At 67.1% G+C, this 24125-nt stretch carries 29 protein-coding genes and 2 pseudogenes; 8 read left to right on the forward strand and 23 right to left on the reverse strand.

All coding sequences use genetic code 11. From position 1 onward, the window contains the following. Window positions 1-2 precede the first annotated feature (2 nt). A complete protein-coding gene (locus FB471_RS33745) occupies window positions 3-899 on the forward strand; it encodes a serine/threonine-protein kinase (protein WP_142003849.1) in 897 nt (298 codons plus the stop codon). Here FB471_RS33745 and FB471_RS33750 read toward each other — a convergent pair. The 16 genes and pseudogenes from FB471_RS33750 to FB471_RS33820 form a co-directional block, all read right to left on the reverse strand. After that, on the reverse strand, window positions 896-3592 hold the full coding sequence (locus FB471_RS33750) for an AfsR/SARP family transcriptional regulator (RefSeq protein WP_142003850.1): 2697 nt from the start codon (window positions 3590-3592) through the stop codon (window positions 896-898). The two genes, FB471_RS33745 and FB471_RS33750, sit on opposite strands and share 4 nt — an antisense overlap. Before the next feature lie 735 nt (window positions 3593-4327). Beyond that, window positions 4328-5080: an ESX secretion-associated protein EspG gene (locus FB471_RS33755; protein ID WP_142003851.1), complete on the reverse strand. Its 753-nt coding sequence runs from the start codon at window positions 5078-5080 to the stop codon at window positions 4328-4330. A 15-nt stretch (window positions 5081-5095) separates the two neighbouring features. Further along, on the reverse strand, window positions 5096-5245 hold the full coding sequence (locus FB471_RS34325; protein ID WP_170221086.1) for a hypothetical protein: 150 nt from the start codon (window positions 5243-5245) through the stop codon (window positions 5096-5098). A 164-nt stretch (window positions 5246-5409) separates the two neighbouring features. Beyond that, window positions 5410-6342, reverse strand: coding sequence for a PPE domain-containing protein (locus tag FB471_RS33760; RefSeq protein ID WP_142003852.1), 933 nt, complete (start codon window positions 6340-6342; stop codon window positions 5410-5412). After that, window positions 6342-6707: pseudogene (locus FB471_RS33765) on the reverse strand (DUF3558 family protein); the annotation flags it as partial. The gene FB471_RS33760 and the pseudogene FB471_RS33765, both read right to left, overlap by 1 nt. A gap of 286 nt (window positions 6708-6993) precedes the next feature. Beyond that, entirely contained in the window at window positions 6994-7428 is a 435-nt protein-coding gene (locus tag FB471_RS33770) for a hypothetical protein (RefSeq protein ID WP_142003854.1), read from the reverse strand. A gap of 148 nt (window positions 7429-7576) precedes the next feature. Beyond that, window positions 7577-7861: a hypothetical protein gene (locus tag FB471_RS33775; RefSeq protein WP_142003855.1), complete on the reverse strand. Its 285-nt coding sequence runs from the start codon at window positions 7859-7861 to the stop codon at window positions 7577-7579. Next, window positions 7858-8094 (reverse strand): hypothetical protein, encoded by a 237-nt coding sequence (locus FB471_RS33780; protein ID WP_142003856.1) that lies wholly within the window; start codon window positions 8092-8094, stop codon window positions 7858-7860. The genes FB471_RS33775 and FB471_RS33780 overlap by 4 nt, the downstream gene beginning before the upstream one ends. A 172-nt stretch (window positions 8095-8266) precedes the next feature. Continuing rightward, window positions 8267-8536 carry an RNA polymerase sigma factor gene (locus FB471_RS33785; RefSeq protein ID WP_142003857.1) on the reverse strand — a complete coding sequence of 90 codons (270 nt, stop codon included), beginning with the start codon at window positions 8534-8536 and terminating at the stop codon, window positions 8267-8269. Further along, window positions 8533-8793, reverse strand: a complete 261-nt coding sequence (locus FB471_RS33790) for a hypothetical protein (RefSeq protein ID WP_142003858.1) — start codon at window positions 8791-8793, stop codon at window positions 8533-8535. Before FB471_RS33790 ends, FB471_RS33785 begins: the two co-directional genes overlap by 4 nt. Next, window positions 8793-9041, reverse strand: coding sequence for a hypothetical protein (locus FB471_RS33795; protein ID WP_142003859.1), 249 nt, complete (start codon window positions 9039-9041; stop codon window positions 8793-8795). Before FB471_RS33795 ends, FB471_RS33790 begins: the two co-directional genes overlap by 1 nt. Beyond that, window positions 9038-9751, reverse strand: coding sequence for a histidine phosphatase family protein (locus FB471_RS33800; RefSeq protein ID WP_142003860.1), 714 nt, complete (start codon window positions 9749-9751; stop codon window positions 9038-9040). The genes FB471_RS33795 and FB471_RS33800 overlap by 4 nt, the downstream gene beginning before the upstream one ends. Beyond that, entirely contained in the window at window positions 9744-10370 is a 627-nt protein-coding gene (locus FB471_RS33805) for a hypothetical protein (RefSeq protein WP_142003861.1), read from the reverse strand. The genes FB471_RS33800 and FB471_RS33805 overlap by 8 nt, the downstream gene beginning before the upstream one ends. Continuing rightward, complete coding sequence (locus FB471_RS33810; RefSeq protein ID WP_142003862.1) at window positions 10367-11860, reverse strand: ARMT1-like domain-containing protein; 1494 nt, start codon at window positions 11858-11860, stop codon at window positions 10367-10369. The genes FB471_RS33805 and FB471_RS33810 overlap by 4 nt, the downstream gene beginning before the upstream one ends. Continuing rightward, window positions 11853-12863 (reverse strand): hypothetical protein, encoded by a 1011-nt coding sequence (locus FB471_RS33815; RefSeq protein WP_170221087.1) that lies wholly within the window; start codon window positions 12861-12863, stop codon window positions 11853-11855. The genes FB471_RS33810 and FB471_RS33815 overlap by 8 nt, the downstream gene beginning before the upstream one ends. Next, complete coding sequence (locus tag FB471_RS33820) at window positions 12806-13480, reverse strand: hypothetical protein (RefSeq protein ID WP_142003864.1); 675 nt, start codon at window positions 13478-13480, stop codon at window positions 12806-12808. Before FB471_RS33820 ends, FB471_RS33815 begins: the two co-directional genes overlap by 58 nt. Before the next feature lie 1196 nt (window positions 13481-14676). Here FB471_RS33820 and FB471_RS33830 point away from each other — a divergent pair. The 3 genes from FB471_RS33830 (at window position 14677) to FB471_RS33840 (ending at window position 16119) form a co-directional block, all read left to right on the forward strand. Beyond that, window positions 14677-15549, forward strand: a complete 873-nt coding sequence (locus tag FB471_RS33830) for a helix-turn-helix domain-containing protein (protein ID WP_142003865.1) — start codon at window positions 14677-14679, stop codon at window positions 15547-15549. Between the two features lie 22 nt (window positions 15550-15571). Continuing rightward, entirely contained in the window at window positions 15572-15799 is a 228-nt protein-coding gene (locus tag FB471_RS33835; protein ID WP_142003866.1) for a DUF397 domain-containing protein, read from the forward strand. 122 nt (window positions 15800-15921) lie between these two features. Further along, window positions 15922-16119, forward strand: a complete 198-nt coding sequence (locus tag FB471_RS33840; protein WP_142003867.1) for a DUF397 domain-containing protein — start codon at window positions 15922-15924, stop codon at window positions 16117-16119. A 35-nt stretch (window positions 16120-16154) separates the two neighbouring features. Here FB471_RS33840 and FB471_RS33845 read toward each other — a convergent pair whose 3' ends face one another. The 5 genes from FB471_RS33845 to FB471_RS34685 form a co-directional block, all read right to left on the reverse strand. Continuing rightward, window positions 16155-17357: a methyltransferase domain-containing protein gene (locus FB471_RS33845; protein WP_142003868.1), complete on the reverse strand. Its 1203-nt coding sequence runs from the start codon at window positions 17355-17357 to the stop codon at window positions 16155-16157. Beyond that, window positions 17354-18337 (reverse strand): MvdC/MvdD family ATP grasp protein, encoded by a 984-nt coding sequence (locus FB471_RS33850; RefSeq protein WP_142003869.1) that lies wholly within the window; start codon window positions 18335-18337, stop codon window positions 17354-17356. Before FB471_RS33850 ends, FB471_RS33845 begins: the two co-directional genes overlap by 4 nt. Window positions 18338-18341: 4 nt before the next feature. After that, complete coding sequence (tgmA, locus tag FB471_RS33855) at window positions 18342-18764, reverse strand: putative ATP-grasp-modified RiPP (RefSeq protein WP_142003870.1); 423 nt, start codon at window positions 18762-18764, stop codon at window positions 18342-18344. A gap of 236 nt (window positions 18765-19000) precedes the next feature. After that, complete coding sequence (locus FB471_RS33860; RefSeq protein WP_142003871.1) at window positions 19001-19504, reverse strand: HAD domain-containing protein; 504 nt, start codon at window positions 19502-19504, stop codon at window positions 19001-19003. A gap of 55 nt (window positions 19505-19559) precedes the next feature. Next, window positions 19560-19862 (reverse strand): hypothetical protein, encoded by a 303-nt coding sequence (locus FB471_RS34685; RefSeq protein WP_211358312.1) that lies wholly within the window; start codon window positions 19860-19862, stop codon window positions 19560-19562. A 122-nt stretch (window positions 19863-19984) separates the two neighbouring features. Here FB471_RS34685 and FB471_RS33870 point away from each other — a divergent pair, with 122 nt between their 5' ends. From FB471_RS33870 to FB471_RS36065, 3 genes and pseudogenes are all read left to right on the forward strand, one after another. Then, window positions 19985-20356, forward strand: coding sequence for a CPCC family cysteine-rich protein (locus FB471_RS33870; RefSeq protein WP_142003873.1), 372 nt, complete (start codon window positions 19985-19987; stop codon window positions 20354-20356). A 149-nt stretch (window positions 20357-20505) separates the two neighbouring features. Continuing rightward, a pseudogene (locus FB471_RS33875) lies at window positions 20506-21881 on the forward strand (IS1380 family transposase). A gap of 72 nt (window positions 21882-21953) precedes the next feature. Next, window positions 21954-22127: a hypothetical protein gene (locus FB471_RS36065; protein ID WP_483964217.1), complete on the forward strand. Its 174-nt coding sequence runs from the start codon at window positions 21954-21956 to the stop codon at window positions 22125-22127. A gap of 12 nt (window positions 22128-22139) precedes the next feature. Here FB471_RS36065 and FB471_RS33880 read toward each other — a convergent pair whose 3' ends face one another. Continuing rightward, complete coding sequence (locus tag FB471_RS33880) at window positions 22140-22970, reverse strand: transposase family protein (protein WP_142003522.1); 831 nt, start codon at window positions 22968-22970, stop codon at window positions 22140-22142. A gap of 220 nt (window positions 22971-23190) precedes the next feature. On the opposite strand from FB471_RS33880, the gene FB471_RS33885 reads away from it, so the two are divergent. Further along, entirely contained in the window at window positions 23191-23634 is a 444-nt protein-coding gene (locus tag FB471_RS33885) for a hypothetical protein (RefSeq protein WP_142003874.1), read from the forward strand. Window positions 23635-23916: 282 nt separating this feature from the next. On the opposite strand, the gene FB471_RS34690 is transcribed toward FB471_RS33885, so the two are convergent. After that, the coding region (locus tag FB471_RS34690) for a hypothetical protein (protein ID WP_211358313.1) at window positions 23917-24125 on the reverse strand (209 nt) is incomplete at its 5' end.

Consider the following 24125-nt stretch of genomic DNA (forward strand, 5'->3'; position numbering starts at 1 on the left):
GGGTGTTCTATCCGGGTGAGGTCGTCGACGACCGTTACGTGGTGCAGGAACTGCTCGGCGAGGGGGCCTCGGGCGAGGTCTATCGAGTCCAAGATGGTGAAACCGGGCCGGACCTGGCGCTCAAGATTCAGCCACCCCGGTTCTGCGAGGACACAGCCTGGTACCAGGAGTCCTCCGACGAGATCCACAATGAGGTGTCCATAGGAGAGCAGTTGCGCACCGTGCCGGGCCTAGTCCGAGCCCTCCCGGGCGGCTACCACGCCGGGCGTGCTTACTACGTCATGCGGCATGTCAGCGGCCGCGATCTTGTGGACTTCACCGAACGCGAAGGAGCGGTTTCGTCCGTGCGGACGGCGGCCATCGTCGCCCAGCTGTGCGGTACTGTCGGAGAATTGCACTCGCAGGGCTGGGTCCATCGGGACATCAAGCTCGAAAACACGCTCATCGCCTCCGACGGCCAGGTATGGCTCATCGACCTTGGCAGCGCAGTTCGACCGGGCTCGGAGATCCATCTGGCGGCGACACCCGGGTACACCGCTCCCGAGGTTGTCCAAGGCGCCGCGGCGTCTGTGGCTTCGGACGTATTTTCGTTGGGCTGTTTGCTGTTCAAGTTGGCAATCATGAACCTTCCTTATCTCAACAAGACGGGAAAGCGACTGACTCCGATCCCACCATTCCCGGACGACCTGCGGCCCGCGCTTGAGGCACTCGACCCGGTCCTCCGCGCGGTGGGGCTCCACATGATCGCGTGGGACCCCGCCGATCGGCCGCAGAGCACGAACGTTGTAGCCGGCGAACTAAAGCGGCTTCTCCCAGGTCCGGCCACGCCGCCCCGGCCCGGCCGCGAGCCCGATCCGGTACTCCGCTACTGGCTGGCCGAATACCGGAATGACTCCTAGACATCGCCCAGCAGCTCCTCGACCTGTGCGAGGCCGGTTTCGTCGCCGAGATCGCGGTACAACGCATGCGCGCTACGCAACGCCTGGCGGCTCTCAGTGGTACGGCCGTCGAGCTGCAGCGCTCTGGCGAGTTGTATTAGTGTCCGCGCTTCATGGCTATGGCGAGTCAGCGATCGGTAGTGGGAAATCGCGAGGTCGTAGGTCGCCGCAGCCCGCGACAGGTCTCCACGGTCCTTGTGCACTTCGCCGAGCACCACCAGTATTGCGGCTTGGCCGTTCAGATCGTCGGACAGCTCGTACCGGTCACGCGCCTCCAGGCACGACCGGACGGCCCGATCGTGGTCCCCCTCGGCCAGCGCGACCTGTGCCAGCCCGCTGAGCGCATCCGCCTCACCGAGGTCGTCACCCAGCTGCTCGAAAAGTGCGCGAGCTTCGCCGTATTCGGCGCCTGCCTGGGTGTACTCATGCTGGTTCAAGTGCAGGGCCGCCAGCCCGACGTGCCCATATGCGACGCCTCGGAGATCTCCCGCTCGCTCGCTGAAAGCGACTGCGCGCCGCTGCGCAGCTTCGGCCAGTGTGTACTTCTTCATGTTCCAGCGGGAGCCCGCGAGCATGCGGTATACCATGGCCTGGTCAGGCAGACTAGCGACGCGCTCGGCCGCGTCGGCCGCAGCACGCAGGTAGCGGTCTGCGTCGGCGAACTTGCTCCGGCGCCACTGGTAGGTCAAGAGCGCCATCGCGAGAAGCCAGGTGTAGCGGTGGGCTCCCACCTCAGCGGCCTTGCGGAGCGCGGCGGTGACTGTCGGATACTCGTCGTCCAGCCACGTCATCGCGTCCTGCACGGTCCGCGGTGCCTCCGACACTTCTGAGATAGGCACCGGGATCGGCAAATCTCGGCCGGGAACGAGTGCCAGGTCGCACGCCCAGACGTGCTGAAGGAGAAACTCGAACGCGGTTGCGGTGACCTCCTCGGCCCGGCCCGGAGGCAGCTGGCCAGCCAGTTCGATCCCGTAGTCACGGACCAGGTCGTGCATCGCATACCGCTCATAAACGGGTTCCTCCAGCAGGTGCGCCGCGACGAGTTCCGCGACCTCGCTGCCGCAGTCATACCCCGCCAGGTCCACTACTGCGGCCAGACTGATCGTTGGCCCTGGGTGTAGGGCGAGTAAGGCCCACAGGTTCACCGCTGCTTCACTCAGGCCGTCCTTGGAGTACGACAAAGCGACCCGGACGTCGAGGTCCGTGTCCTGCGGGTGCGATAGTGTGTTGAGCCTGGTCTTGGTCTCCCGCAATGCGTCCCGGATCGCGCGGACGGCCTCGGCCGGACGCACAGCTACCCGCGCGGCGATCACAGCCAAGGCCAGCGGAAGCCCGCCAACGAGTCCGGCGATTTCGTCAGCAAGATGGCCCGCCTGCCGCATCCTGGCTTCGCCCAGTGAGCCAGCCAGCATAGCGGCCGCCTCGGGCCGGTCCAAAGGTCGAACGGTGAGTGGATGGGCACCCTCCCGGTTGACCAGGCTCTCCAAGCGGACCCGACTGGTGACGACGACGGGACACCCCGTTCCCGGGAGCAATGGTCTGGCCTGAGCGGAGTCCCGCGCATTATCCAGTACGACCAGTACTGAACGGCCCGCCGTCGCCGAACGGAAGGCGGCGATCAAGCCGTCGAGCGTGGCCATCGCCGGTTCGACATCGAGGTCCTTCAGCATCCTGGTCAAGATCTGCTCGGGCTCCTCCGGTCGAAGGGGACCCAAGCCGTTGAGATCCGCGTACAGCGTGCCTCCCGGAAACCTGTCTTCGAACTCTTCCGCCCACGAACACGCCAGGCTGGTCTTTCCGACCCCGGCCATGCCCGACACCATGACGATCCGGGTAGCTCCCGGTCCGGCGTCCGCGAGGAGCTCCGTCATCACCTGCCGCTCGCGTCGGCGTCCGACCAGTTGCCGATGACGCCCGGGGAGCTGCCGAGGCACTGCTACACCGGGCGTTACGCTGGCCACGGCTGGCCCAAACCGGGACTGGATCCCCATCAGTCGGCCGTACGGGTCGCCGTGTTCCCGAATGTGTCCGGCAAGAAAGGAACTCACCCACGCCCCGGACTCGGTCTCCGCAAGCACGTCAGAGGTGAGGGTTAGCAACTGGACATCGTGCGGCCAACGTCGGAGGGCATCGTACGCAGCCATCCGGAAGCCCCTGAGCTCGCCGCATTCGAACATCGCTTCGAGGAGGTCGACGGTTGCGCTGCGCCGCCGGTCATCCAGGATCGCCCGTTCCCGGCTCAGGTCGAACTTCTCGAAGTCGGCGTCCACGAGCGGTTCAGCTCGCCATTCGGCCAGCACCGTCTGCAGTTTCTCCACGCGTTCGCGGCCCGCCAGACGTTTCGCGTCGGTGACCCCACTTGTGAAGCGGAGGTAGTCGACCGCCCACCCGTCAAGCGTGATGATGCACTGCCGGTTGTCATTCCTGGGCTTCACCTGCGGCAGCCGGTCATCGAGGTCTCGCCGGGCGTCACGGACACGCGCGCCGTCGACCCGCTCTCCTGGCCAGAGCCTGGTCACTATCTCGCTGTGGTGCATCTTGTGATTCGGGGCGACGATGAGAATGGCAAGTAGACCCTTCGCACGCTGCGAGGTGATATCGACTTCGCGTCCGCCAACACGAACAACGAGAGGACCCAAAAGGTGGATTTCCATCGATCCCTCTTGACAATTGGCAAGTTTCTCATCATCGACACATCACAACCGAACCACTCGCCGGATCCTCGCACCTTTCCGCACCCACGGCCAGCAAGCCGACCCACGTTCGACCCACGACCGCACCGAGTACGCCCCTCCGGCAGCCTGCCAAGATGACCTGGCCTGCGAGAAGGTGCATTACAGGGCCTTCTCGGGGACATGGAAACGAAGATCAAGGAGAATACTGTGCAGAAAAGCTGCCTTTTCCGGCCCGCGTCCCGGGTGTGCGGAGGCGTGCGCCGGTCGACCTGGCCACCGCGGCGGACCCGGCGTCCCGGCCGCCCGACGACCACGCCCGCCCGCCCGCGAACGTCGTCCGTTTCTGCGACGCGGCCGTACCGTATGACGGTGGGGCAGTAACGCCGTCGGGGTGGCCGCTGTGTATGGTGGCCACCCCGACGAATCATCTTGACCCCGAGGCCGGGCCGACCAGACGCAGTCGTCTGGCAGGTCGACCGGAGAAACCCGAGATCATCCGGGTCGGCACGTCGAACACCCAGCCAGGACCCCGACCAGGTCGGCCACCTGCCGGTATCCGTTCGACACCCGCCTCCCCCAAGGCTGCTCGTAGCTGCTTGGCCAGGATCATCGATCATTTGAATCTACCCGCAGAAGCTTGTCTACATGATGACACATAATGGGAAATGTTTGCAGTTCCACCCTCGAAAACAAATGAATTGATAAACATTTCTTTTACGAATTTCGCGAAACCGATCGACTTACCGAAACGTGCCGTTGCCGGGAGTCTGACCGGCCCAGCGCGTCGAGGTGGTGGAGGAATACGTCGGGGTGAGCCGGGGTGGCGGTGACCCATTGGTTGGCGGTGTCGAGGCTGAGTAGCCATCGGCCTGCGGCGGTGTCGAGGTAGGTCACTGCTGAGCGGGTGTCGCTGGCGGGTAGTGCGTGGATCTGGCCGCCGCCGTAGCGGGGCAGTTTGAGCAGGGTGTCCAGACGACGCGCTTCCGCGCCACTGATTTCGTCGGTTGCCCAGGGTGTTTCGGATTCCGGCAGGTTGATCGTGTCGTCGCGGTGGATCTCGAAGTCAGGGATCTCGGCCAGCAGGGTCTCGGCCAGCGCATCGGGTGCGGCAGGCAGCAGCCGGGTCCACTCCCCTCTGCGCAGGAGCAGCACGCAGTCGGTGCCGGAGCACGACACAGCGACCCCGTAGCGCCCGTATTCTTCGTGCTGCACCCAGGCGAAGTACCCACTGGCTGGATACGCGACTGTCATGAGCGCGCTGGCGAAGTCCTCCCGCAACTGCGCGCCGACGAGGACGTCGGCATCGGCGAGGTCGGCGGTGACCGCCTCCTCCAGCTTGGCTCGCGACTCTTGGGGGAGCCAGACCTCGCGGCCGGTGAGGATCGCGGGTGTGGGACCGAGGTCGTATGTGGTCAGTGCGTGCAGGAGGGATTGGCGGTGCAGCGTTACGTCGTCACGCCAGGCCACGGGCGTTCCAGAAGCTCACTTGCCGATCACCGGCGGCACGGTCTTGGGTAGGTCGCCGACGAAGGCGCCGTCCGGGTCGCTTTCCTTGAGGTATTCGGCGCGCTTGCGTTCCTCGTCGTCGCCGCCCTTGCCCCGGCCGGCGCCGGCTCCCACTGGTCCGGCCATGGTGCCCGATCCGGGTCGGGCAGTGCCTGCGGTCGGGCCGCCCGTGCTGGGACTGCGGCCGCTGCCGGGTACTGCGGCTCCCGTGCCACGGCCTTGCCCGAGGTTGCCCGCGCCCTTGCCCGGCTCGCCCGGATTCAGGCGGCCGGAGCCGTGCGGGCCGCTGGCTACCCGACCCGCTCCTGCGATCGGGCCGGCGGACGTGCCACCACCCTGGCCGCCGCCTTGGCCAGGACCGCCGGTGCTGGTGCCAGGTCCCGGTCCGGTCGTGGGGAGCTGGCCGCCGGTGCTGGGCGGGGCGCGTAGCCCGCTGCGCGCGTGTTGTCGTCGCCTCGCGCCGCGGGCGGCTCGTTCGGTGTTCCGTTGCCGGGTACCGGCGGGGCGGGGGTCTCGCGATGGCGATCTTGTGGCGAAGGCACGTAGCCGCCGTCACCGTTCGGCACTGGGCCAGCGTTCCTGTGCGGGCTGTGTGGTGAGTCCCCTCGCACGTCCGGTGGAGGACTCACTACGCCCCCGTCGCTTCCGACGCTGTCCGGTTTCTTGAGGGTGATGGTGGTGTCACTGGTCGAGGCCATCAGCATGCCGTAGCTGGTAGGCATCGTGTCGCTTACCTGGCCGCTGGTGCCGTGGTAGCCCTCGTACGCCGTCTTGTTCGTCTCGGCGGCTTGCTGGTAGGCACGTGCCTGTTCGGCCAGGTCGGTCAGCATCGGGTACGGGGTGTTGATGAAGTCTGGTCGTGCGGGATCGGGTGGCATCGGTACCACGGTGTTCCGGGCGTGGGTGTACGCCTCGGCCTGCATGAGGTGCAGATCCTGCGATTTGCGCAACTCGTGGGTGGCCTGCTGGGCGACTTCCGCGACGGGTGTGGCCGCGTTGCTGGCGGCCTGCCCGGCGTCGCCTTGCCAGCCAGAGGCCATCAGGCGGTGCAACCTGGCCACCCGGTCGTTGATCGCTTGCTGGAGTTCGGCTTGACTCCGCGCCGTGTCCTGCGCGTCGGACAGCGAGCCAGGGCCCGGGCCGTTGGTGATCTGCTCGTAGATCTCTTCCGGCGTCAGGCCGGTGCCGAGGATGTCGCCGATGAGATTGCCGATGTTCGACATCACGAACCACCCCGCATGGTTTCCAGCATCATTCCGCCGACTCGCCGGGCGACCTGGCAGGGATCGACCGTGCCGATCTTGTCCCTGGACTGTCCGATGCCGACTTGGAATGCGAGTTCGTCGGTGGCTCCGACGAGGACCTGGCAGAAGCCGGTGTCGCGGCCGTTGTACGAGCCGTACGCCAGTGTCGGGTTGCCGCCGAGGGGTTCGAGGGGTTCGAACAGCTCGTACTGTTGCCTGCCAGCGTAGAAGTCGGTGAGGCCACGGTGTTCGCCTTTGGTCACCCAGTGGATGCTCGCTCGCCCGCCTGCGATGTTGGCGTCGTCTCGCCAGGTGCACATCGGGCCGGCCGGTCCTGCGGATTGCTTGCCCGGTCTGGCTCGCGGTCAGGACGCTGCATGGGTCGTCCTGGAACGGCTGCGTGTTGCCCAAGGGGGTTTCGACCTTCGGGGCGCCCGCGGCCGGCAGGTCGGTGCTCGGATTGGCCTGCTCCGTCGAAGGAGACTGTCCCTCGGATGATCGGCTCGAGGAGCCCGCCTGGCCGGTATCGACCGGGAGTGCGTGTCCCTCGTCGGTACCGGAGCAGGCGGTGAGCAGCAAGACCCCGGCGGCGGCGCTGGCGAGAGCGTGCCGTGTGCAACGCCGCGTCACCTAGATCGTCCCCCCGCCTTGCTGTTCCGATTCGATGCGATCGACGAGGCGACCGAGCCAGCTTTCGTTCTCGTCCTCGTTCGCGGTGTGCACGCCGAGCGCTTTCTCGCACAGCTCGATCTGGGCAAGGGCGTACTCCCGCATCTCGCCGAGCATGCGCTGGTAATCGTGCCCGGAGTCGTTGGCCTTGGCGGCCATGCCGGTACTTGCCGGATCCAGCCCTGGCCCCTGAACCGCCGACATCGGCGCGGAACCATCAAGTCCGTCCTCACAGTCCTTGATCAGACCGTTCCATTCCTTGATGATCTCCCGCATGGTGGGTTCGTCGTAGGCGAAGCTGCCTGCTTGCTGGGCTGCTTGGACCGGAGCCGCCGCCCCGCGAACGATGTCGTGCAGGCCGCTGCGCTGGTCACCAGCCTGGCCCTCGACCCACATCCGCTACGTCCCCTCCCTCGAACGGACACCCACCGGTTCGACACCGGATGGTACCGGGTTGGTTCCGCTGCGTAGACGACTTTGCGTAAACCGCCCTCAGTGCAGGGCGCGGCACGTCGATGAGCTGCGCGCAACCGGTTCCGATGCTCTAGCGGTCACCCGAAGGGTGTAGCAGCCGCCTGTCCCCGGAGTTCGGCCGCCGGGGCAGGTTTCGCGCCCAGGCCGGTATCCGCTCGGCTTCACCGGTCGCGCGGGCGCACCCGATACAGATCTGCCCGGCATCGGTGCAGACGACCATGCTCGGCGGTGCGTGGTGGCCACAGGCCGCCTCCAGCACGGACGGGATCGGCTCCGGTAGGAGCCAGGCATGTACGCGCAGGTCCCGGTTCGATCGCCACCAACCGCCGACCCGGTGCGGATGGTCCGTGTTCATGTGTCCGGGCTCGTGCTGGTGGTGGTTTGCTGAGGGATGTGCTGGGCTGCCTGCTCGAACAGTGGGGTGAGGCGTTCGACGGCGCCCCAGGCGAGGATGAGGCAGGAGGTGTCGCCGTGTTGGCCGGCGATCGTGACCTGGGCTTCGTTGCCTGCGGTGTCCAGTTCGAAGGTGGACTGCTCGTCCACGTACATGCAGGTGTCGGTGCAGAGCCCGCCGTTGGTAGGCCTCATGGTGGTTACCTCCCTGCCCCGGCCTGAGCAGGGGCGATGTGCCGCAGGACGCGTACTCGTCGTTGTTCGGCGTCCGGGGCGGCGTTGATCTTGCTGTGTTCTTCGGCGAAGTAGCGCCGTAGCTGGTTGCGGGCGCGGTAGGCCAGTGCGTCGACGGCGGCCGAGGTGAGGTTCAGTGCCGCGCCCGGAGGAGGGACTGTGCTGCCGCCCTGCGCATGGCGACGCGGAGGTAGGGCAGGAAGGTCGTGTCCCCGGGTCCGTGGCCGTGCAGGAGCGCGGTCAGGGTGTTGTCGAAGGCCGTGGCCACCAGCTCGTCCGTGTCGATCTGTGCACCGGCGTAGCGGCGGGCCACGCGGGTGGCGTCGGCGTGGTGGGTCGCGAACAGGTGGCCGTAGGCGTCGAGGTCGCCGTCCCGGACGCGGCTGGTCAGGTCGGTGGTCATGATGGGGGCCGTTCGACGAGGCGGTGGCGGCCGCCGGCGTTGGGGTTGCCGGTGGCCCGGTGCGCCGCCGGGGCGTCGACACTGCGCGGCTGCTGGTGTGTGGCCTGTGCGCGTGCGGTGGTGGCGTGGACGGATACGGCGGGGTCGTGGAAGCTGTGGTTTCCGCGGTGCGCTCGGCCGGTGAAGGCCAGCCCGAGCCAGAACCCGACGGCGATCGCCATCAGGCACGCGCCGACCAGCGCCGCGACCGGGACCATCACTGCTCCCCCGTCGACGGTGGCTGTGCTGCGGCGGCCGCGCACCGCCGGCACAGGTCCTCGCTCGCGTGGGACAGCATCTCGGCCTCGCCGGGGGCGAACTGCTGGCCGCACAACGCGGTGAGCACCCGGACGTAGTCGCCGATCGTGACCGGCTGGCCCGTGCGGGCCGGTGGTGGCACCAGGTGCACCGTGCGGGGAACCCCGGCCCGCGGCGTGAATCGGATGAGGCGCAGCGAGTCACTCATCGGGGCCTCCGTTCTCCGGGGCCGGTGGACGGCGGGTTCTCGTCTTCGTCGGTGGCCGGCCAGACCAGATCGAGCAGGTGCGCGAGGTCGTTGTGCGCGCTGAGATGCCAGCGCTGGGCCAGGAGCGGAACGTGCGGCCGTTCGGTGACGGCGGCCAGCCGGGTGATGCCGGCCGGGTGCGCGTCGACGGTCAGCCGATGCAGATCCGCGTGCCCGGTGAGCAGAGCGACGGCCGCGGTGATCACCTCGGAGTGCGCGACGACGAGGATCCGCCCGCCGGTGGTGTGGTGGTGGAAGAGGTCCCGGAGGCAGGCGTGGGTCCGGTGCAGGAAGTGCCACCAGGACTCGCCGCCGTCGATCAGGGGGCGGCTGGGCCGGTCCGGGTCGGGTGGCCACCGGCGCCGCAGCTCCTCCCAGGGGCGGCCCTCGGCCTGTGGGCCGGGATCGGGCACGCGCAGGGCAGGCTCGAGGATCGGGTCGAGGCCGAGGTGTTCGGCGAGGGCGTGGGCGGTCTGGCGTGCACGCAGGACCGGGCTGGCGTGGATCCGCAGGACGGGCCGCCCGCGGTCGTGCTCGGCGCGCAGCCGGTGGCCGAGCCGGTGTGCTTGCCATCGGCCGAGGTCGGTTAGGCCGCCGCAGGCGTCGCTGGCGATGACCCCGTTCACGGAGCAGTGGGCCTGGCCGTGCCGGGCCAGGAGGATCTCACGCATCGGCGGGGTCCTGGTCGGTGCTGGTGCCGGTGAGGTAGCCGTCGCGCTGGTAGGCGCGGTAGTGGTGGCCGAGACAGGCCCACAGCACGTCGTCGAGGTCGAGGACTGCGGCGAGGGTGAGGACGCGTTCCACGAGCTCGGCGACCGTGTCGCGTAGGTGTGTCGGGGTGGCGGTGCCGTGCTTGTCCTGCTTGACGCCCATGCCCCGGGTGTGGTGTACGGCGGCGGCCAGGGCGCCCGCGCTGGAGGTGAGTTCGGCCAGTAACCGGTAGCAGCCCGGTGGGTCGTCCCCGCGGGTACGGGTGGCCGGTGCGGGGAGGTGGAAGGGGATCCCGTAGTGGCCGGCGATGCCGGCGGCGGCGCGCAGGACGTCCTCCACTTCCTTGCCCGCGCCCAGGCGCAGCAGGTCCCGGGACGGGCCGGTCGGGGTGTTCGGCAGGGCAGGGCCGACCTCGTGCAGCGCGAGGACGGCCTCGGCCAGTTCGCCGAGTTCCTCCAGCAGCCGGCCCAGGCGGTCGCCGGGGGTGTTGTGGTGCGGGAAGCGCCGGTCGAGTGCGGCGGCGATGCGGGCCAGTGCGGTGGCGTGCTCCACCGGCGTGCCGTGCTGATCGTGGATCACGAGGGTGCTCCTGGAGGGTCGGTGACCAGGCGTGCCTGGTGCAGCAGGTGGCGGTCGTGCGGTGCGAGCCTGGTGCGGGCAAGGCCCTGGGTCAGGGTGCGGATCTCCGCGCGGGCGAGGTCGGGATAGTCCTGGCTCAGCTGCGGCCAGCACCGCAGGAGCAGGGCAAGGTCGCGGCGCTGCGCCTCGGGGTCGGCCTCGCGACGGTGCCGGTCGGCGATGGTGGTCCAGCACGCCGGGACGACGCGGTCCTCGGCCACGGGCAGAATGCGGTGCGCCCGGCCGCGCCAGCCCCACCACGGTCGCTGGCCGGGGGCTGCGTGCACGAACATCAGTGGGCCCGGTCGGGCGTCGTAGCCGGCCTGGGCCTCGGTGAACTCCCGCGCGACCACGTATCCAGTCCACAGTGGCCGGTCGAGGGTGCCGGTGAGCAGTTCGTGGTTGCGGCCCCCTTTCACCACGACCGCGTCGGCATCGTGCAGCGTCCGCAGCACGGTGGGGTGCAGCTTGTCCAGCAGGACGGCCGCGGTGGCCGGGCCGTGCGGGCTGACTGCGACCCGGCCGGTATCGACGGCGGCGGCGAGGTCCCGCAGCGCGGCATGACTGAGCAGGAGCCGGACATCGGCGTGGGTGGCGTCGTTGTCCGTGCGGCCGCTGCGCGGCGCCACGGTGACCCGGAGCCGGGGATGGCGGCGGAGTAGGTGCTGCAGGAACAGCAGGTCGACCGCGGTTTCGATCAGGTCGTCGGTGAACAGCACCAGGTGTGCCGCACCGGCGCCCACGGTGGTGTGCAAGGCGGCCAGGTGGTCCACAGCCCGGGGACGTTGCGCGGAGACCACCAGCGCGGCCGCCACCCGGGCGGGCCAGTTCGCACCGCGGGGGATCGTCAGCGGCTGGCATACCGCCCGGCCACCTTTGATACCCAGGTCGAGCAGTCCGGCGGTCAGTGCCCAGCGGCACAGCTCGTCGCTATCGGTGGGTTGCTGGCGCGCGGCCAGGCCGGTCAGCAACCCCATGGCCACGCCCCGGCTCCGGTCGATGCTGGCGGGCAGTGGATCGAGGTCGTGTCCGGGATCGCCGGTCAGGCACCAGGCCGCGACCCGGTCGATCAGGTACGGCGCCTCCTGGTTCCACACCGTCTCGGCCACCGGCCGCCCGTCGTGATCCGGTAGCTCCAGCACCCGCCGCACCTGGTCATGGACGTGCTCCGCGGCCGTGCCGCTGGCGGCTCGGGAGCGCGCGCCCAGTCGCCGGGTGACCAGGTCGCGCAGCCACACGGCCCCGTCCCGCTCCTCCGGGGCGAGCCACCGTGGACGGCTCTCCAGCCGTTCGGCGAGGGTGAACGAGTCCGGGACGCCGACCAGCAGCGACCCCGCCTCACCAGGCTCGCAGGCGCGGCCCAGCACGGTGTCGCGGTGCTCACGCCATCCGGCCGCGTCGACCGTGACCCACTGGGACGGCGGCAGCATCGGTGGCCGGGCGTCACACATCGGACACCGCCACCTCGCCGACCCGGTCGTCCCAGTACAGGGCACGGCCGGTCTCGTGGTCGGACAGGTCGGTCTCGGTGAAGGCGTACATGTCCACCGCGAACAGCCGACCGTCCGGGCGGATGCCGTACTGCGTCCGGGATCGATCGCGCGGGGTCGGCTTGTACCGGCGGCCGGTGCCGACCTCGGCCAGGTCGAGCGCCCCCGGCACCGGGCTGGCCGCCCCGTCCGCGGCACCCAGATCGTAGATCGGCTTGAACGCCACGAACCGGGGATCGTCGATCACGTCCCCGGTGGACTTCCGGGACAGGCCCGCGCCGCGCAGGATCGCCTCGGTCACCTCGCGCGCCTCGGCCTCCTGGGCCACCGTGGTCTTCACGTTCAGCCGCAACCGCCGCGCGTCCGCCCTGGTCTCGCCGCGGTCCGCTGGCAGTTCCCACAACGGCTTGGCAATCCGCACATCGGCCGCCAGAGCGGCCACGTAGTCCTCGGTGCCCCAAGTGGCGTCCGCGGGGGTGATCGTGATCTTCAGCTGGGACACCAGCACCGGCATCGCCGCCAGCACGGTCAGCGCCTGCCGCGCCGTCCGGCGGCCCTCCGACCCGTTGGTCACCACATACAGCCCCTGCCCACCCAGGCGCTCCCGCCACAACAACGCCAGGTCAGCGGCGGTCGCCGTACCGTCCCGCCGGGTGCGCGACACCCAGTCCAGCGGATCCGAGATCCGCCAGCAGTGCACGGTCCGCTCCGGCCGGGCAGACAGCCCCAGCCGGCGCCGCGCCGCGGCGACCGAGTGAAGACGGCGAGACAGCGTCCGCAACGAGGCCCGCTCCACCCGAGCGGCCGAACCATACGCCGGGCAATGCCGGCACCCCCGCGCACAGTTGTCGATCGCCAGCACGAACCCCAACTGCGACACGACCTCCGCGGAACTCAGCGCCGGGGTCATGACACCGGCCCCGTCCGCGTCCCGGCGAGCTCGGTCCACAATCGCCGCTTCCACCGCGCCACGCTCACCGGCGTGTCCGGATACAGCAACGCCGGAGCACACCGCCGAACATGATGACGGCGCCCAGCAATCACCTCCCGCAACCGATCCGCCGCCCCAGTAGCGTCCGCAACCTCGGCCGACAGGTACATCCGATACACCCGGTACGCCGCCGCGATCACCGCATCGATCGACTCCGCACACCGCTGCGCATCCGGGCACCGCTCCTGCGCCGGGCACTGCACCACCAGATCCGCCGTCCAGTGCGCGGCAGGCGGCGGGAACGGATGAACACCCCACGCCGCACGCAACGCCCGAACGGTGGAACGGTCCTTCCGCCTCAGGATCGTCCGCAACTGGGACACGCTGAGATCCGGCAACAACCGGCCCAGCCGGGCAACCCGCACCGGCGGCCGAGCCGCCAGCCGCACCACCAGCGCCGTCGTATCCGGCGGCAGCAACGCCGGCAACGACACCGACTCCGCCACCAGCGGCCGACCGGCCACCTGAACGTCCTGGAACACCGCAAGATCGGTCGCCCGGTCGACGTCCGGATGGCGGCGCTGATCGGCCTCATCCGACAACCAGGACCGCAACCGCTCGGCCTTACCCTGCCCCCGCAAGGCGGTCACCAGCCGATCCGACGCGGTATAGCACTCCAGCCCCTCCGCAGCGCCCAACGCCGCAGCCGCGGTGCTCTTCCCCGTACACGTCTCCCCGGTCACCACAACCACCGGAGACACCGCCGACAGCCCCGCTCCGGCAACATCATCGCCGCCAGAGCCCGCCATCACCCCCGCGTCCTGGATCACCACGCCGACCCCTCCTCATCGTCGAATCCGATCGCATCTCGTCGAACAACAAGCCGGACAAACACACCCCCATCGCCGCCGCAGCCACAGACCACGCACCCCGGCCAACCGGCGTCTCACCGTGGCCCGGCCCCTATGCGGGGTAAGGGGCCGGACCACGGGTCCCGGGGCGCGCCGCCGGAGGGGCGAGCGTCGTAACGGCAGCGCGACCGCACCGGTATCCCAGAAGCCAAGCGGTAAGCGATCGGGCAACGGCCGCTCAGCCGTGACTAGCGGCCACGTTCATCAGCCCGCGCCGCCGCGACAGCGTCATGTCGCCGCATCGCAGCGGCGATCACCGCGGCAGCCAGGTAGCCCCGCAAGCGGCCCACATCAAGCGGAGCGAGGACCGCAACCTCGCCGTCACCGAACCGCAGAGCGACCCGGTTCTCCGCGTCGAGACCAACACCGAGCCGTTGCCGGTGCCCGGTCCCATCGCGGCACGGCACCAACTCCTCGCGCCTACCGCGCGATATCCATCCCATGACCGTCGGACGCATGGTTGATTCGTCCTTTCCACAGTTGGCGGCTGGTCCGCACGACCTCGGCGGCGCTGGCTGAAGTGCGCCTCGGCCGTGCGGACCAGCGGTGGTGCGCACCGGTGGCCGCGTCGCACTACCGGTGACACGACGGGTACCTCGACCACCGGGGATCCCGACGTGCGCACCTCGTTCACCTACGGCGGACGCCAACGCGCCTCGCCGCAGCTTGAGCAGCTGCTCCACAGTTCAGAGCGGGCCACGGCAGAGACAGCTGGATGACTCGTACGCATCGCGGCCTCGGACACGTCGAGGCTCGCGCCTGCGCTAGCGTTCAATGCCGCGTGACAACCCTCAAACTTAGAAGCTCCTATCTACAGGAGTAGACTAATATAGGAGTCATCATCTTGGCGAGTAGTCCGAACGGGTGGTCTCATATGTGCTCTACGACTGCCCGATACTGGAGACCGGCACCCGTGACCTTGGAGGCAGCTGCAGATGGCAATCACCAGGACGGTTCCCTTGTTGATGCTGATCAACGAGCTGAACCGGCTGAAGGCCGCGTCCGGCAAGAAGGACACCGAGGCCGCCGACCATCTCGGCAACCAGGCGTCGAAGATCAACCGGATCCTGCTCGGCCAGTCCAAGGCCTCCGTCGGAGACGCCATGGCGCTGGCGAGGTTCTACGGAGCCACAGAGGAGCACGTCGAGGTCATCGCCGACCTGGCACGCAAACTCGGTAAGCGCGGCGACTGGGGCGGCTACGAGAACGTCTTCGCCGAATCGATGAGGCTCCGCCTCGACCTGGAGCGGGCCAGCAGCCGGATGCGCCAGTACCAGACCGAGATCATTCCGGGCTTGCTGCAGACGGAGCACTACATCCGTGCTCTACATGAAGCCCCACATCCCTTCGGGTTGACCTACGATGTGGAACACGCCGTAGCGGCCCGACGGGAACGCCAGTCGATCCTGCATCGCGTCGACAAGGGCAAGACCATCAGCTTTGTACTGTCCGAGTCCTGTTTACGATGCCTGCCAAAGGCCGATGATGAGAAGCTGATCCGCGAACAACTCGCACACCTCACTGAGATTGCCGAGCTTCCGAACGTGCAGCTTCAAGTCTTGCCGTTCAATCCGGTCAGCCCGGTCACGTACCGAGCGTTGAGTTTCACGCTGCTACACGTACCTGGACCCGGAATCGCCTCCCCGCTCGACTTCGCTTTCCTTGAGCAATACAACGAGTCGCGCTACATCGACAAGTACGAGCAAGTGGAGGCATACGAGCAGCTGTGGGGGTACCTCCAGGCCGCCGCGCTGGCCCCGAAGGACTCTATCGAGTTCATCGGGAAAGTGGCGGGCGAGTACAAGTAACGACTACCGGAAGGAACGTCCATTGGAAAAGAGCTACCTGCACCCGAGCGCGTTTGATGGCGCTCAATGGCAGAAGTCCTCGCTCAGCGAGCCTTTGAAGGACTGCGTAGAGCTCGCCACGGTCGGCGAGACAGTCGGCGTGCGCGATTCCAAGACCCCAAGCGCTGGCATCCTCCAGTTCACCCGCGAAGAGATTCGCGCCTTCATCGCTGGAGCAAAGAACGGTGACTTCGACCACCTGACAGAATAACTCATGGACATCGACGCACGGAGAGAACGAAGATCTTGATCGAACTCTCCGTGCGTCGCCCAGCGCCACCGAGCCGCCTCGACGGTTCTCATCGGGAAGCGCAGAAAAGAGATGGTGAACAAATGAGCGACGATTTGGCGTGGCGCAAGAGCAGCTATACCGGCGGAGGCTCGGGCGGAAATGACAACTGCATCGAGATCGCCACGACCGCACATTTAGCGCATGTCCGCGATACTAAAGACCGAAACGGCGGACTGTTGCCTGTAAGTCATGGCGCGTTCCAGGCGTTCTTGGCAACGCTGAAGGATCAAGACGCCTGATACTGAGCAGCCGCGACGGCTGGGCCTCTACGCGGTCACCAGGCCGGTCGTCTCGTGGGAATGGGAAGCCTCCATGAAGGCCCCGCGGGGTCGCTGTGCCAGATGCGGTGTTCGTTGGGGGTCGCGGTGATGCCGAAGTCGTGCCATGGGGGTGTGCCGAGGTGGTTCCATTCCGTCCAGGCGGACTCTACGGCGGTCCAGAGTGGGGTGGGACCCGCCTCGCGCGCCGTGTAGTGACCGCAGGCGTCGGCGTGGCGGGTGACCTCGGCCCAGGAGCCGTCGGGGGCGAGCAGGTAGGTCACCGGTGTGTGGTCGTCGGCGAGGCGGATGCTGCGGAAGGTCTCGGCGGGGAGATGGAGTTGGGCGAGGAATCGGAACCCGCCGTCGAGTTCGGCCGGGTCGAGGGTGCTGGGTCGGGTTGTGGCCTGCTGCGTGGTGGGTGTGGGTCGGTGTGACCCGCTGGTGGGACCGGTGGTGGTGCGGCGGCGCATGAAGCATCCCCACCACGGGAGGAACTTTCCTTGCACGACGGGCTGCTCGCCGCGGCGTAACGCGACGAGGTTGCCGGCGCCGAGTGGACCTTCGAGGTGGGCCAGGACGAGGCCACCGGGACGAAGCTGGTCGATCCAGGCCGGAGGGATCGCGCGCAGCGCGCAGGTCGCGATGATGCGGTCGAACGGCGCGTGGTCTGCGAGGCCGTCGGCTCCGTCACCCGCGGCGAGCGTCGGCCGGTAACCCAGCCCCGATAGGCGGTGGCGCGCGGCGGTTACGAGCGCGGGGTCGATATCGACGGAGTACACGTTACGGTCGCCGAGCCGGTGGGCCATCAGCCCGGCGTTGTAACCGGTTCCGGTACCGATCTCCAGCGCGCGCATCCCGGTGGAGAGTTGCAGGGCCTCGAGCATCCGGATCATCAGGTCTGGTTTGGTGGAGCTACAGACGGGGACCTGGACGCCGCGCTCGCTGTCGTCGACGATCTCGGTGATCAGCGTGGTGGGTGAGTACACCAGCTCCAGCCACCGCGCGACGTCGGCGGGGTCGTGTGGTTCGTGTGCGATCCACCGTGCCGGGCGCGTGCTGGTGTCCTGCAGGTAGTAGCGCGGGACGAACTCGTGTCGAGGTACGGCGAGCAGGGCCGCACGCCACTGCGGGGTCCGCAGGTCACCATCCGCCGTCAGCCGGTCGGCCAGCCGCCGAGCAAGCGGGCGCCAGGTCGGCTCCGTCACCCCCGCCGTCACCGGATACCTCCGCCGGCGAGGAGCCGGACCAGGCTGTCGGTGATCGGCACCCCGGCCATGGCCTCAAGGAAACCGTACTGACCGCCCGGATTGCACTCCAGCATCGACACGACCTCGCCCCGCTCATCATGCGGATCGGGGCCGAGCACGAGATCGAAGGCTCCGTAGACCAGGCCCAGCTCGGACATGAACGCCCGCAAGGCCGTGACGACCCGATCGGGAAGATCGATCACCTCGAACGACAAGGACTGGATGTCCGCCTTCCAGTCGATATAGGACTCTTGCGATCCGGCGCGGATCGCGACCGCGAAAACGTCCTCCCCGACGATCACCGCACGGCACTCTCGCAGCTTCGGAACCCAGTCCTGCAGCTGGTGAGCTGTCACCTCGATGCCGGCAAGGTCCGCCAGATCCGGTGCGGTCAGTCGCCGGGTGTAGCCCATCCGGTAAGTATCGTTCTCGAACAGGAGATTGGTACTGAGCGGTTTACACACCACACCCGTCGCCGAGGACCGAGCAAACCGGGTTACAGCTGTATCCCTGTTCGTGATCAAAGTTCGGGGAATACGCAGTCCACAGCGAGCCCCAACCGAGTACTGCACCGGCTTGTACGCCGCTGTCGCGGCGAGATCGGGTCGGTTGACCCAGAAGACACCAGGCAGGGCCAGCAGCACCCCGGCAACGCCGAGCTTGGCTTCCCTACGCGCGTAGTCGGCTTCCGCCGCCGACATACCCTCCGGCATCCGGAACAACGAGGGCGACCGCACCCACACGGCACGGACCGATGCCAGGTCGACCTCGTGGTACTCAGTACGCAGGCAGCCCTCCCACGCCCCGTCGCGAAACATCGCGTCCAGCGCCAGCCGCTGCGGGAACCAGGACAGGTCGATCCGCACCACCGGCACACCGGCCTCGGACAGTCCCTGGATCACCCCGTCCGCGGTGCGGTCCAACTCCTGGGCGAGCACCAGAACCGTCATCGCCTCAACCAGTGAAGTCCGGGATGGTCTCCCAATCGTAGTCCTTCGATGGGCCTTCGTCCCCGTCCTTGTGGTTGATGGTCGTCCACTCCAGCTTCGCCAGCGGCGGTAGCGGCACTCCGGTCACGACGTCAACCGCCACCTGCCGCACCGGGCAGTACCGGTACGACGTGGGCGGGGTCGGTACCCCGACATCGGACACCCAACGCAACCCGAACGGCCTCGCCCCCGGACCCGACGGGGACTCGCTGGACGCCGGCACGGCACAGCCCGAAGGAGCCAGCGGGAACCGCTCGGAAACCCCAACCAACGGATCACCGACGAACCGCGCACCAGCCACCACACCCACCCCCTTCACCGAGAGAATCCGAACCAATACTAGACGCATACACCAGCGGCCGACAGTACCCACGTCCGCGGCTGTCATCGGCCGCGGACGTAAGCTGCGCCTTCGGCGAGATCGCCGCCTACTACGAATCGCTCACGGCGGGTGTGCGGGGGCCAGCATGATCGGAGCCCCACCCGAAGTCCGTCGAGTGGGGCTCCGAACGACGCGAAGCCAGCTGCAGGCGTGGGCGATGATGACACTCGCCGGTCGAACTTCTCGGCGCGGCTGGGCTCGGACCGGTGATGGTCACATCCGTCCTCACGGCGCCCGGGGAGTTACTTGCCTTCCTGTACGGCGCGATGCTGCCAGGCGGCGATGGTGTCGATGTCCTCGGCGGTGAGCCCGACGCTGGGCGCCACGGTGTGCAGCAGTGCTGGTCCTGAATGATGCGCTGCTACCCACGCCCGATCGGTGTCGGTCGTCTCGTCATCGATCCACACGAAGGGAAGCCCCGCCGCATGGTCGACGATCCGGCGAGTCTTCCAATGCAGTCCTATCCTGGCGTCGTGCTCGTCTTCGAAGGAGCCTGGCCACGTCAGCACCGGCAACGCCGGAAGGCCCAGCAGTGGGGCAATGCACTCATTGGCCTCGTCCACCCAGGTGGTGGCCCAGATGAGGTGGCAACCAAGCGCGAGCAGCCTGGGTCCGAGTGCCGGATTGACCCGGGCGAGCAACGGATTGCACAGCTCCACGTCCGCCTCGAGCTCGTACTCCCTGACAGCGCCCCCGAACGGAATCAACGGCCCATCCACGTCGAGGTACAGCAGCGGCAGCCCCATAGCATCGACAGCGTATCCGACCGCAAAGCATCCAGGACGACAGGCGAACGTCCGCTCATGCCGATGAGTGGACGGGGTCACGCGCTGGTGGCGGTGGTCCTCCGGGCTCGCCGTCGCGCAGCTTCAGCGGCGCCTGTCGGGGGTGACGATCTCGAACGCGGCCGTTCACGAAGGTGAGAACGGCGCTTGGGTGCAGCCGCAGCACCTCGCCACCGGCCGCAGGCTTGGCAAGCAGGTCGAGCAGTCGTTGGTGGCGATCCGGTAGGGCCTGGCCCGCAACGTCGCCCCCTCGAAGTTCCCACTGACAGTCGGCGAAGAACGTCTCCTCCATTGTGTCGTTGGTGTCTTCGGTCTCCAACCTTGCATACTGACACCGCCACATTCAGCGCGACCAGATGGATCGCGCAGACTTGGATGCCATTCAGGACAGTCTGGTATTCGAGTTGACTCCTGTCTGTCAGGTGCTGACACTGAACGATCGTGGAGGCGGAGTACCCGTGCCCGTGCTGTGGGCATCTGATGTTCACTGAGCCGCCAGGCTCCCACGAGATCTGCGAAGTGTGTTTCTGGGAGGACGATGCGGTCCAGTTGCGGTGGCCTGACTGGAGCGGCGGTGCGAATACCCCTGCACTGATTGATGCGCAGCGTGCCTACGCCGAACTCGGTTCGATGGAGTTTCGTTTCACCGGTCTCGTGCGTACAGCCACCCCATCCGAGCCGGTCGACGACGGCTGGCGCCCCATCGATCTCGCCGTCGACAACGTCGAGCTCCAGGGTGTCAACAGCGCACCTTGGCCGACTGATCACACGTCGCTCTACTGGTGGCGACCGAACTACTGGCGTCGAAGCTGACACTCTGGTGCGCCGAGTATCGCTTAGCCCCGGGCTTTCGCGGGAGTGAGGGTTTGGCGGCGTGCCGTGGAAGGAGAATGGTGCTCTGAGCTGCGATGATACGGCTTGTCGAAGGTCGTATTGGTCGCAGGTTCAGGAGCACCATTCAGGTGAGTAAGTGTAGGTCGCCGTATCCGCGGCTGGTGGTAGGCGGGTCGGGTTCGGGTGTCGTGTCGCAGGCCGGGGCGGTGTTGCTGCTGCGCACGGCCGACGCGGTCGGGCTGACGGGCGCGTTGTCGAGGGCGTTGTCACCGTGGCGAAAACCCCTGGCCGTGCACGATCCGGGCAAGATCGTGCTGGATGTGGCGATCGCGGTCGCGCTGGGCGGCGACTGCCTGGCCGATGTCGGCCTGCTGCGGGCCGAACCGGGCGTATTCGGGCGGGTGGCGTCGGATCCGACCGTCTCCCGGTTGATCACCACACTGGCCGACGACGCGGGCACGGCGGTGACGGCCATCCGGTCCGCGCGCGCCGCGGCACGTGGTGTGGCGTGGGAACGCGCCAGTGACCACGCACCCGATCACGGGATCGACGCCGACGATCCGCTCATCATTGACCTGGATGCCACGCTGGTGACCGCGCACTCGGACAAGGAACGCGCCGCACCGAACTTCAAGCAGGGGTACGGGTTTCATCCGTTGGGTGCGTGGGCCGACCACGGTGTCGACGGGACCGGTGAGCCGCTGGTGGTGATGTTGCGGCCGGGCAACGCCGGTTCCAACACCGCGGCCGATCACCAGCAGGTGCTGGCGGACGCGTTGACGCAGCTGCCGTTCCAACCGGGCTATCGGGTCGGCAGAAAAGTGTTGGTGCGCACCGATTCCGGCGGCGGAACACATGACTTCGTGCGCTACTGCCACCAGCGGCGGTTGCAGTACTCGGTCGGGTTCACCCTCACCGAGACCACCGCTGCCGCGGTCGAGAAGATCCCTGAGCATGTGTGGACGCCCGCCTACGACGCCACGGCCAGGTCCGGGACGGGGCGTGGGTGGCGGAGCTGACCGGGTTGATCGACCTGCCCGGCTGGCCCCCCGGCATGCGCGTCATCGTCCGCGCCGAACACCCGCACCCCGGCGCGCAACTGCGGTTCACCGACCGTAACGGGCTGCGGCTGACCGCGTTCGCCACCAACACCACCCGCGGCCAACTGCCGGATCTTGAGCTGCGGCACCGCCGCCGCGCCCGCTGCGAAGACCGCATCCGCACCGCGAAAGACACCGGGCTTGCCAACCTACCTCTGCACGGTTTCGACGCCAACCGGATCTGGATCGAGATCATCTGCCTCGCGGCTGAGCTCACCGCCTGGATACAGACGCTCGCCCTCCACGGCCACGACGCGCGCCGCTGGGAACCCAAACGCCTGCGGCTGTTTTCCCCCACCGCGCGGCTGGCCCGCCACGCACGGCAAACCCAGCTCCGGTTCGCCAAACACTGGCCCTGGACCAGACTGATCACCACCGCACTCGCCCGCCTACACCCCGGCTGACCAGCCCAAACCCGCCCCAACAACCAACGAAGGGACATCCATCCGGGCCCGTGGAACCCGGCAGCCAACCCGCTGAACGGGCCGCCAACCACGCCCCACGACCAGAAACACCATCAAAAACCCAATCCGAACCCGATCAGGCCAGCACGTCAGCCACGCGAAAGATCAGGGCTAAGCAGGCAAGGGCGAGTCCAACTTGGCCACTTGAGCCGTGACGGCACCCATCTCAACGTTTCATTGAGGTGATCTCAGCGACTTTTACGTGAGTCGGCCGTGTTCGAAATGGGTGAGCACGAGGGCGGCTTGGACGATGTCGTCGATCCTGCGAGGGCTGGTCGTGAGATGGCGCAGCGATCGCCAGCGCCCGGTCAGTAGCGCGAAGCCACGTTCGCCGAGGCAGCGCAGACTGCGCAGCAGCGCGTTGTAGGTCCGGGCGTCCGCATCGAGTGCTCGCCCGTTGGCTGGCTGCTTGATGGGCGTGTGCACACCGATTCCCGCCCCTTCGTAGCCGGGATCGGCCAGCGTGGACAGGTCCAGCCGGGAGGCGGCCCAGTACAGCGCGCCGAGGACCTGGTCGCGGGCCGCGGTCAGGTCGTGCACCGAGCCGGGCTCGACCTCGGAGACCCACAGCGGGAAGCCATCTGGGTCCATCAGCGCCTGCACGTTGCCGCCCGACTTGCGGGCCTTGCCGGAGTACCAGGCGTCGATCTGTTCACCCTTGACGCTGGTGGTCTTCTCGCCGAGCCGATCGGTGGAGAACACCGTCCCGTCCAAGACCAGATGCGGCGCGCCGTAGGCTTTGGCCTGACAAAGCGCATCGTGCAGGTCCGGCGCCTGGGCGGCGAGCACCTCAATCACCTCGGTGAGATAGCGGTAGCCGGTCGCCCGCGAGATGCGGTGATCACGCGCGAGCGCGGCCACGTCGCGGTTGTCCCGGAACCAGCGCAGCCCGAACACGGCCTGTCGAAAACACGTCAGCGCCCGGCTACCGCGGCGGGTGCCGCGCTCGCGACGCTCGGCGTGCAGGAGCCGGCTGAGGAACCAGGCCAGTTCACGCGGCACGTCGAGGATGGCACGATAGGCAATCACGTGGAGTCCTTCTGGTGAAGATCATCTTTGGCGAGAGACCTTCTACCAGGGACTCCACGCCCATCTTCACCCCACCCGCACGGCCTCCAGCAGGTCAGGCGCTACTCACGCACCAACGATCCTGATCTTGCTGAGATCACCTCATTGGACGGTAAGATTACTCATCGGTAAAATGTAAGGTCGGCATAGATGTAGATCTGCGAGAAAGTCTTATAGAAAGATGAACGATGACTTCAATGAAGTTGGGAAGGGCATGACCGCAGCTAGAAGCCTGGGGCAGGCCAAAGGTGAGCCGCCACGACTGAGTTGGCGCGCGCATGTACATGCTAATAATGAACAGAGTGCTTACCGAACTCTAAACAGGCTGAGTGACTTGCTCAACGAAGAAGTTGAGGTTCAAAGCGTAAAGCGAAACGAGAAATTTCGGGAATCTTTCGTTCTGTCATTTTGGACCCAAGTTCCCGATGCTGCTGTTGATGCCGTGGTGCTCCACATTCTCCTAGTCTGTCAGCGCGTAGCATCAGGTTGGACAGTTACAGGACCAATTATTCATGATGCCGAATCATGGGAATTTGATTTGGTCTGCCCTGAAGGGCTCGGTCGACATTTTCGGGTTTCAGGTGTGTTCTGGATAAGTGTTTCATTTCGAATGTATCCGAATTAATCAACAGGGAGAAGGTGCGCAGGAGCCTGACTCTCCTTTGGCGATGTTAAGTTTTCGTCATCTGGGCTGTGCGGGCGTACCCCGATACCTCCTGCTGTTCTCGATCGTGGATGGTAAGGATGCCGGTGGAATTGCCACGATCGATGTTGATTCGAAGAGATTCGAATCGCCAGGGTGACTGGATCGAGGATATGCTGTCTTGTCTCAGTGGTCGTCAGATCGGTAAAATTTTAAGAATCAGGTGCTTCAAAAGACCATCTTCGATGCTTTCGATAACTGATATTATATCTTTTGGAAGCATGTTGAGATACTATTCTCTTGAATTGACGGGGGCGACAACTCCTCACCTGCGACGGCGAGCAGGTGCGGGTTGTGGCCGTCCGCCACCACACAGCGATACGCACGGTCCACAACCTCACCGTCGAAGGCATCCACACATACCACGTGCAACCCCGTAACGATCACGGAAACAACCAAGAGAAAGAAGTTGT

Source organism: Amycolatopsis cihanbeyliensis (assembly GCF_006715045.1).
Classification (GTDB): domain Bacteria; phylum Actinomycetota; class Actinomycetes; order Mycobacteriales; family Pseudonocardiaceae; genus Amycolatopsis; species Amycolatopsis cihanbeyliensis.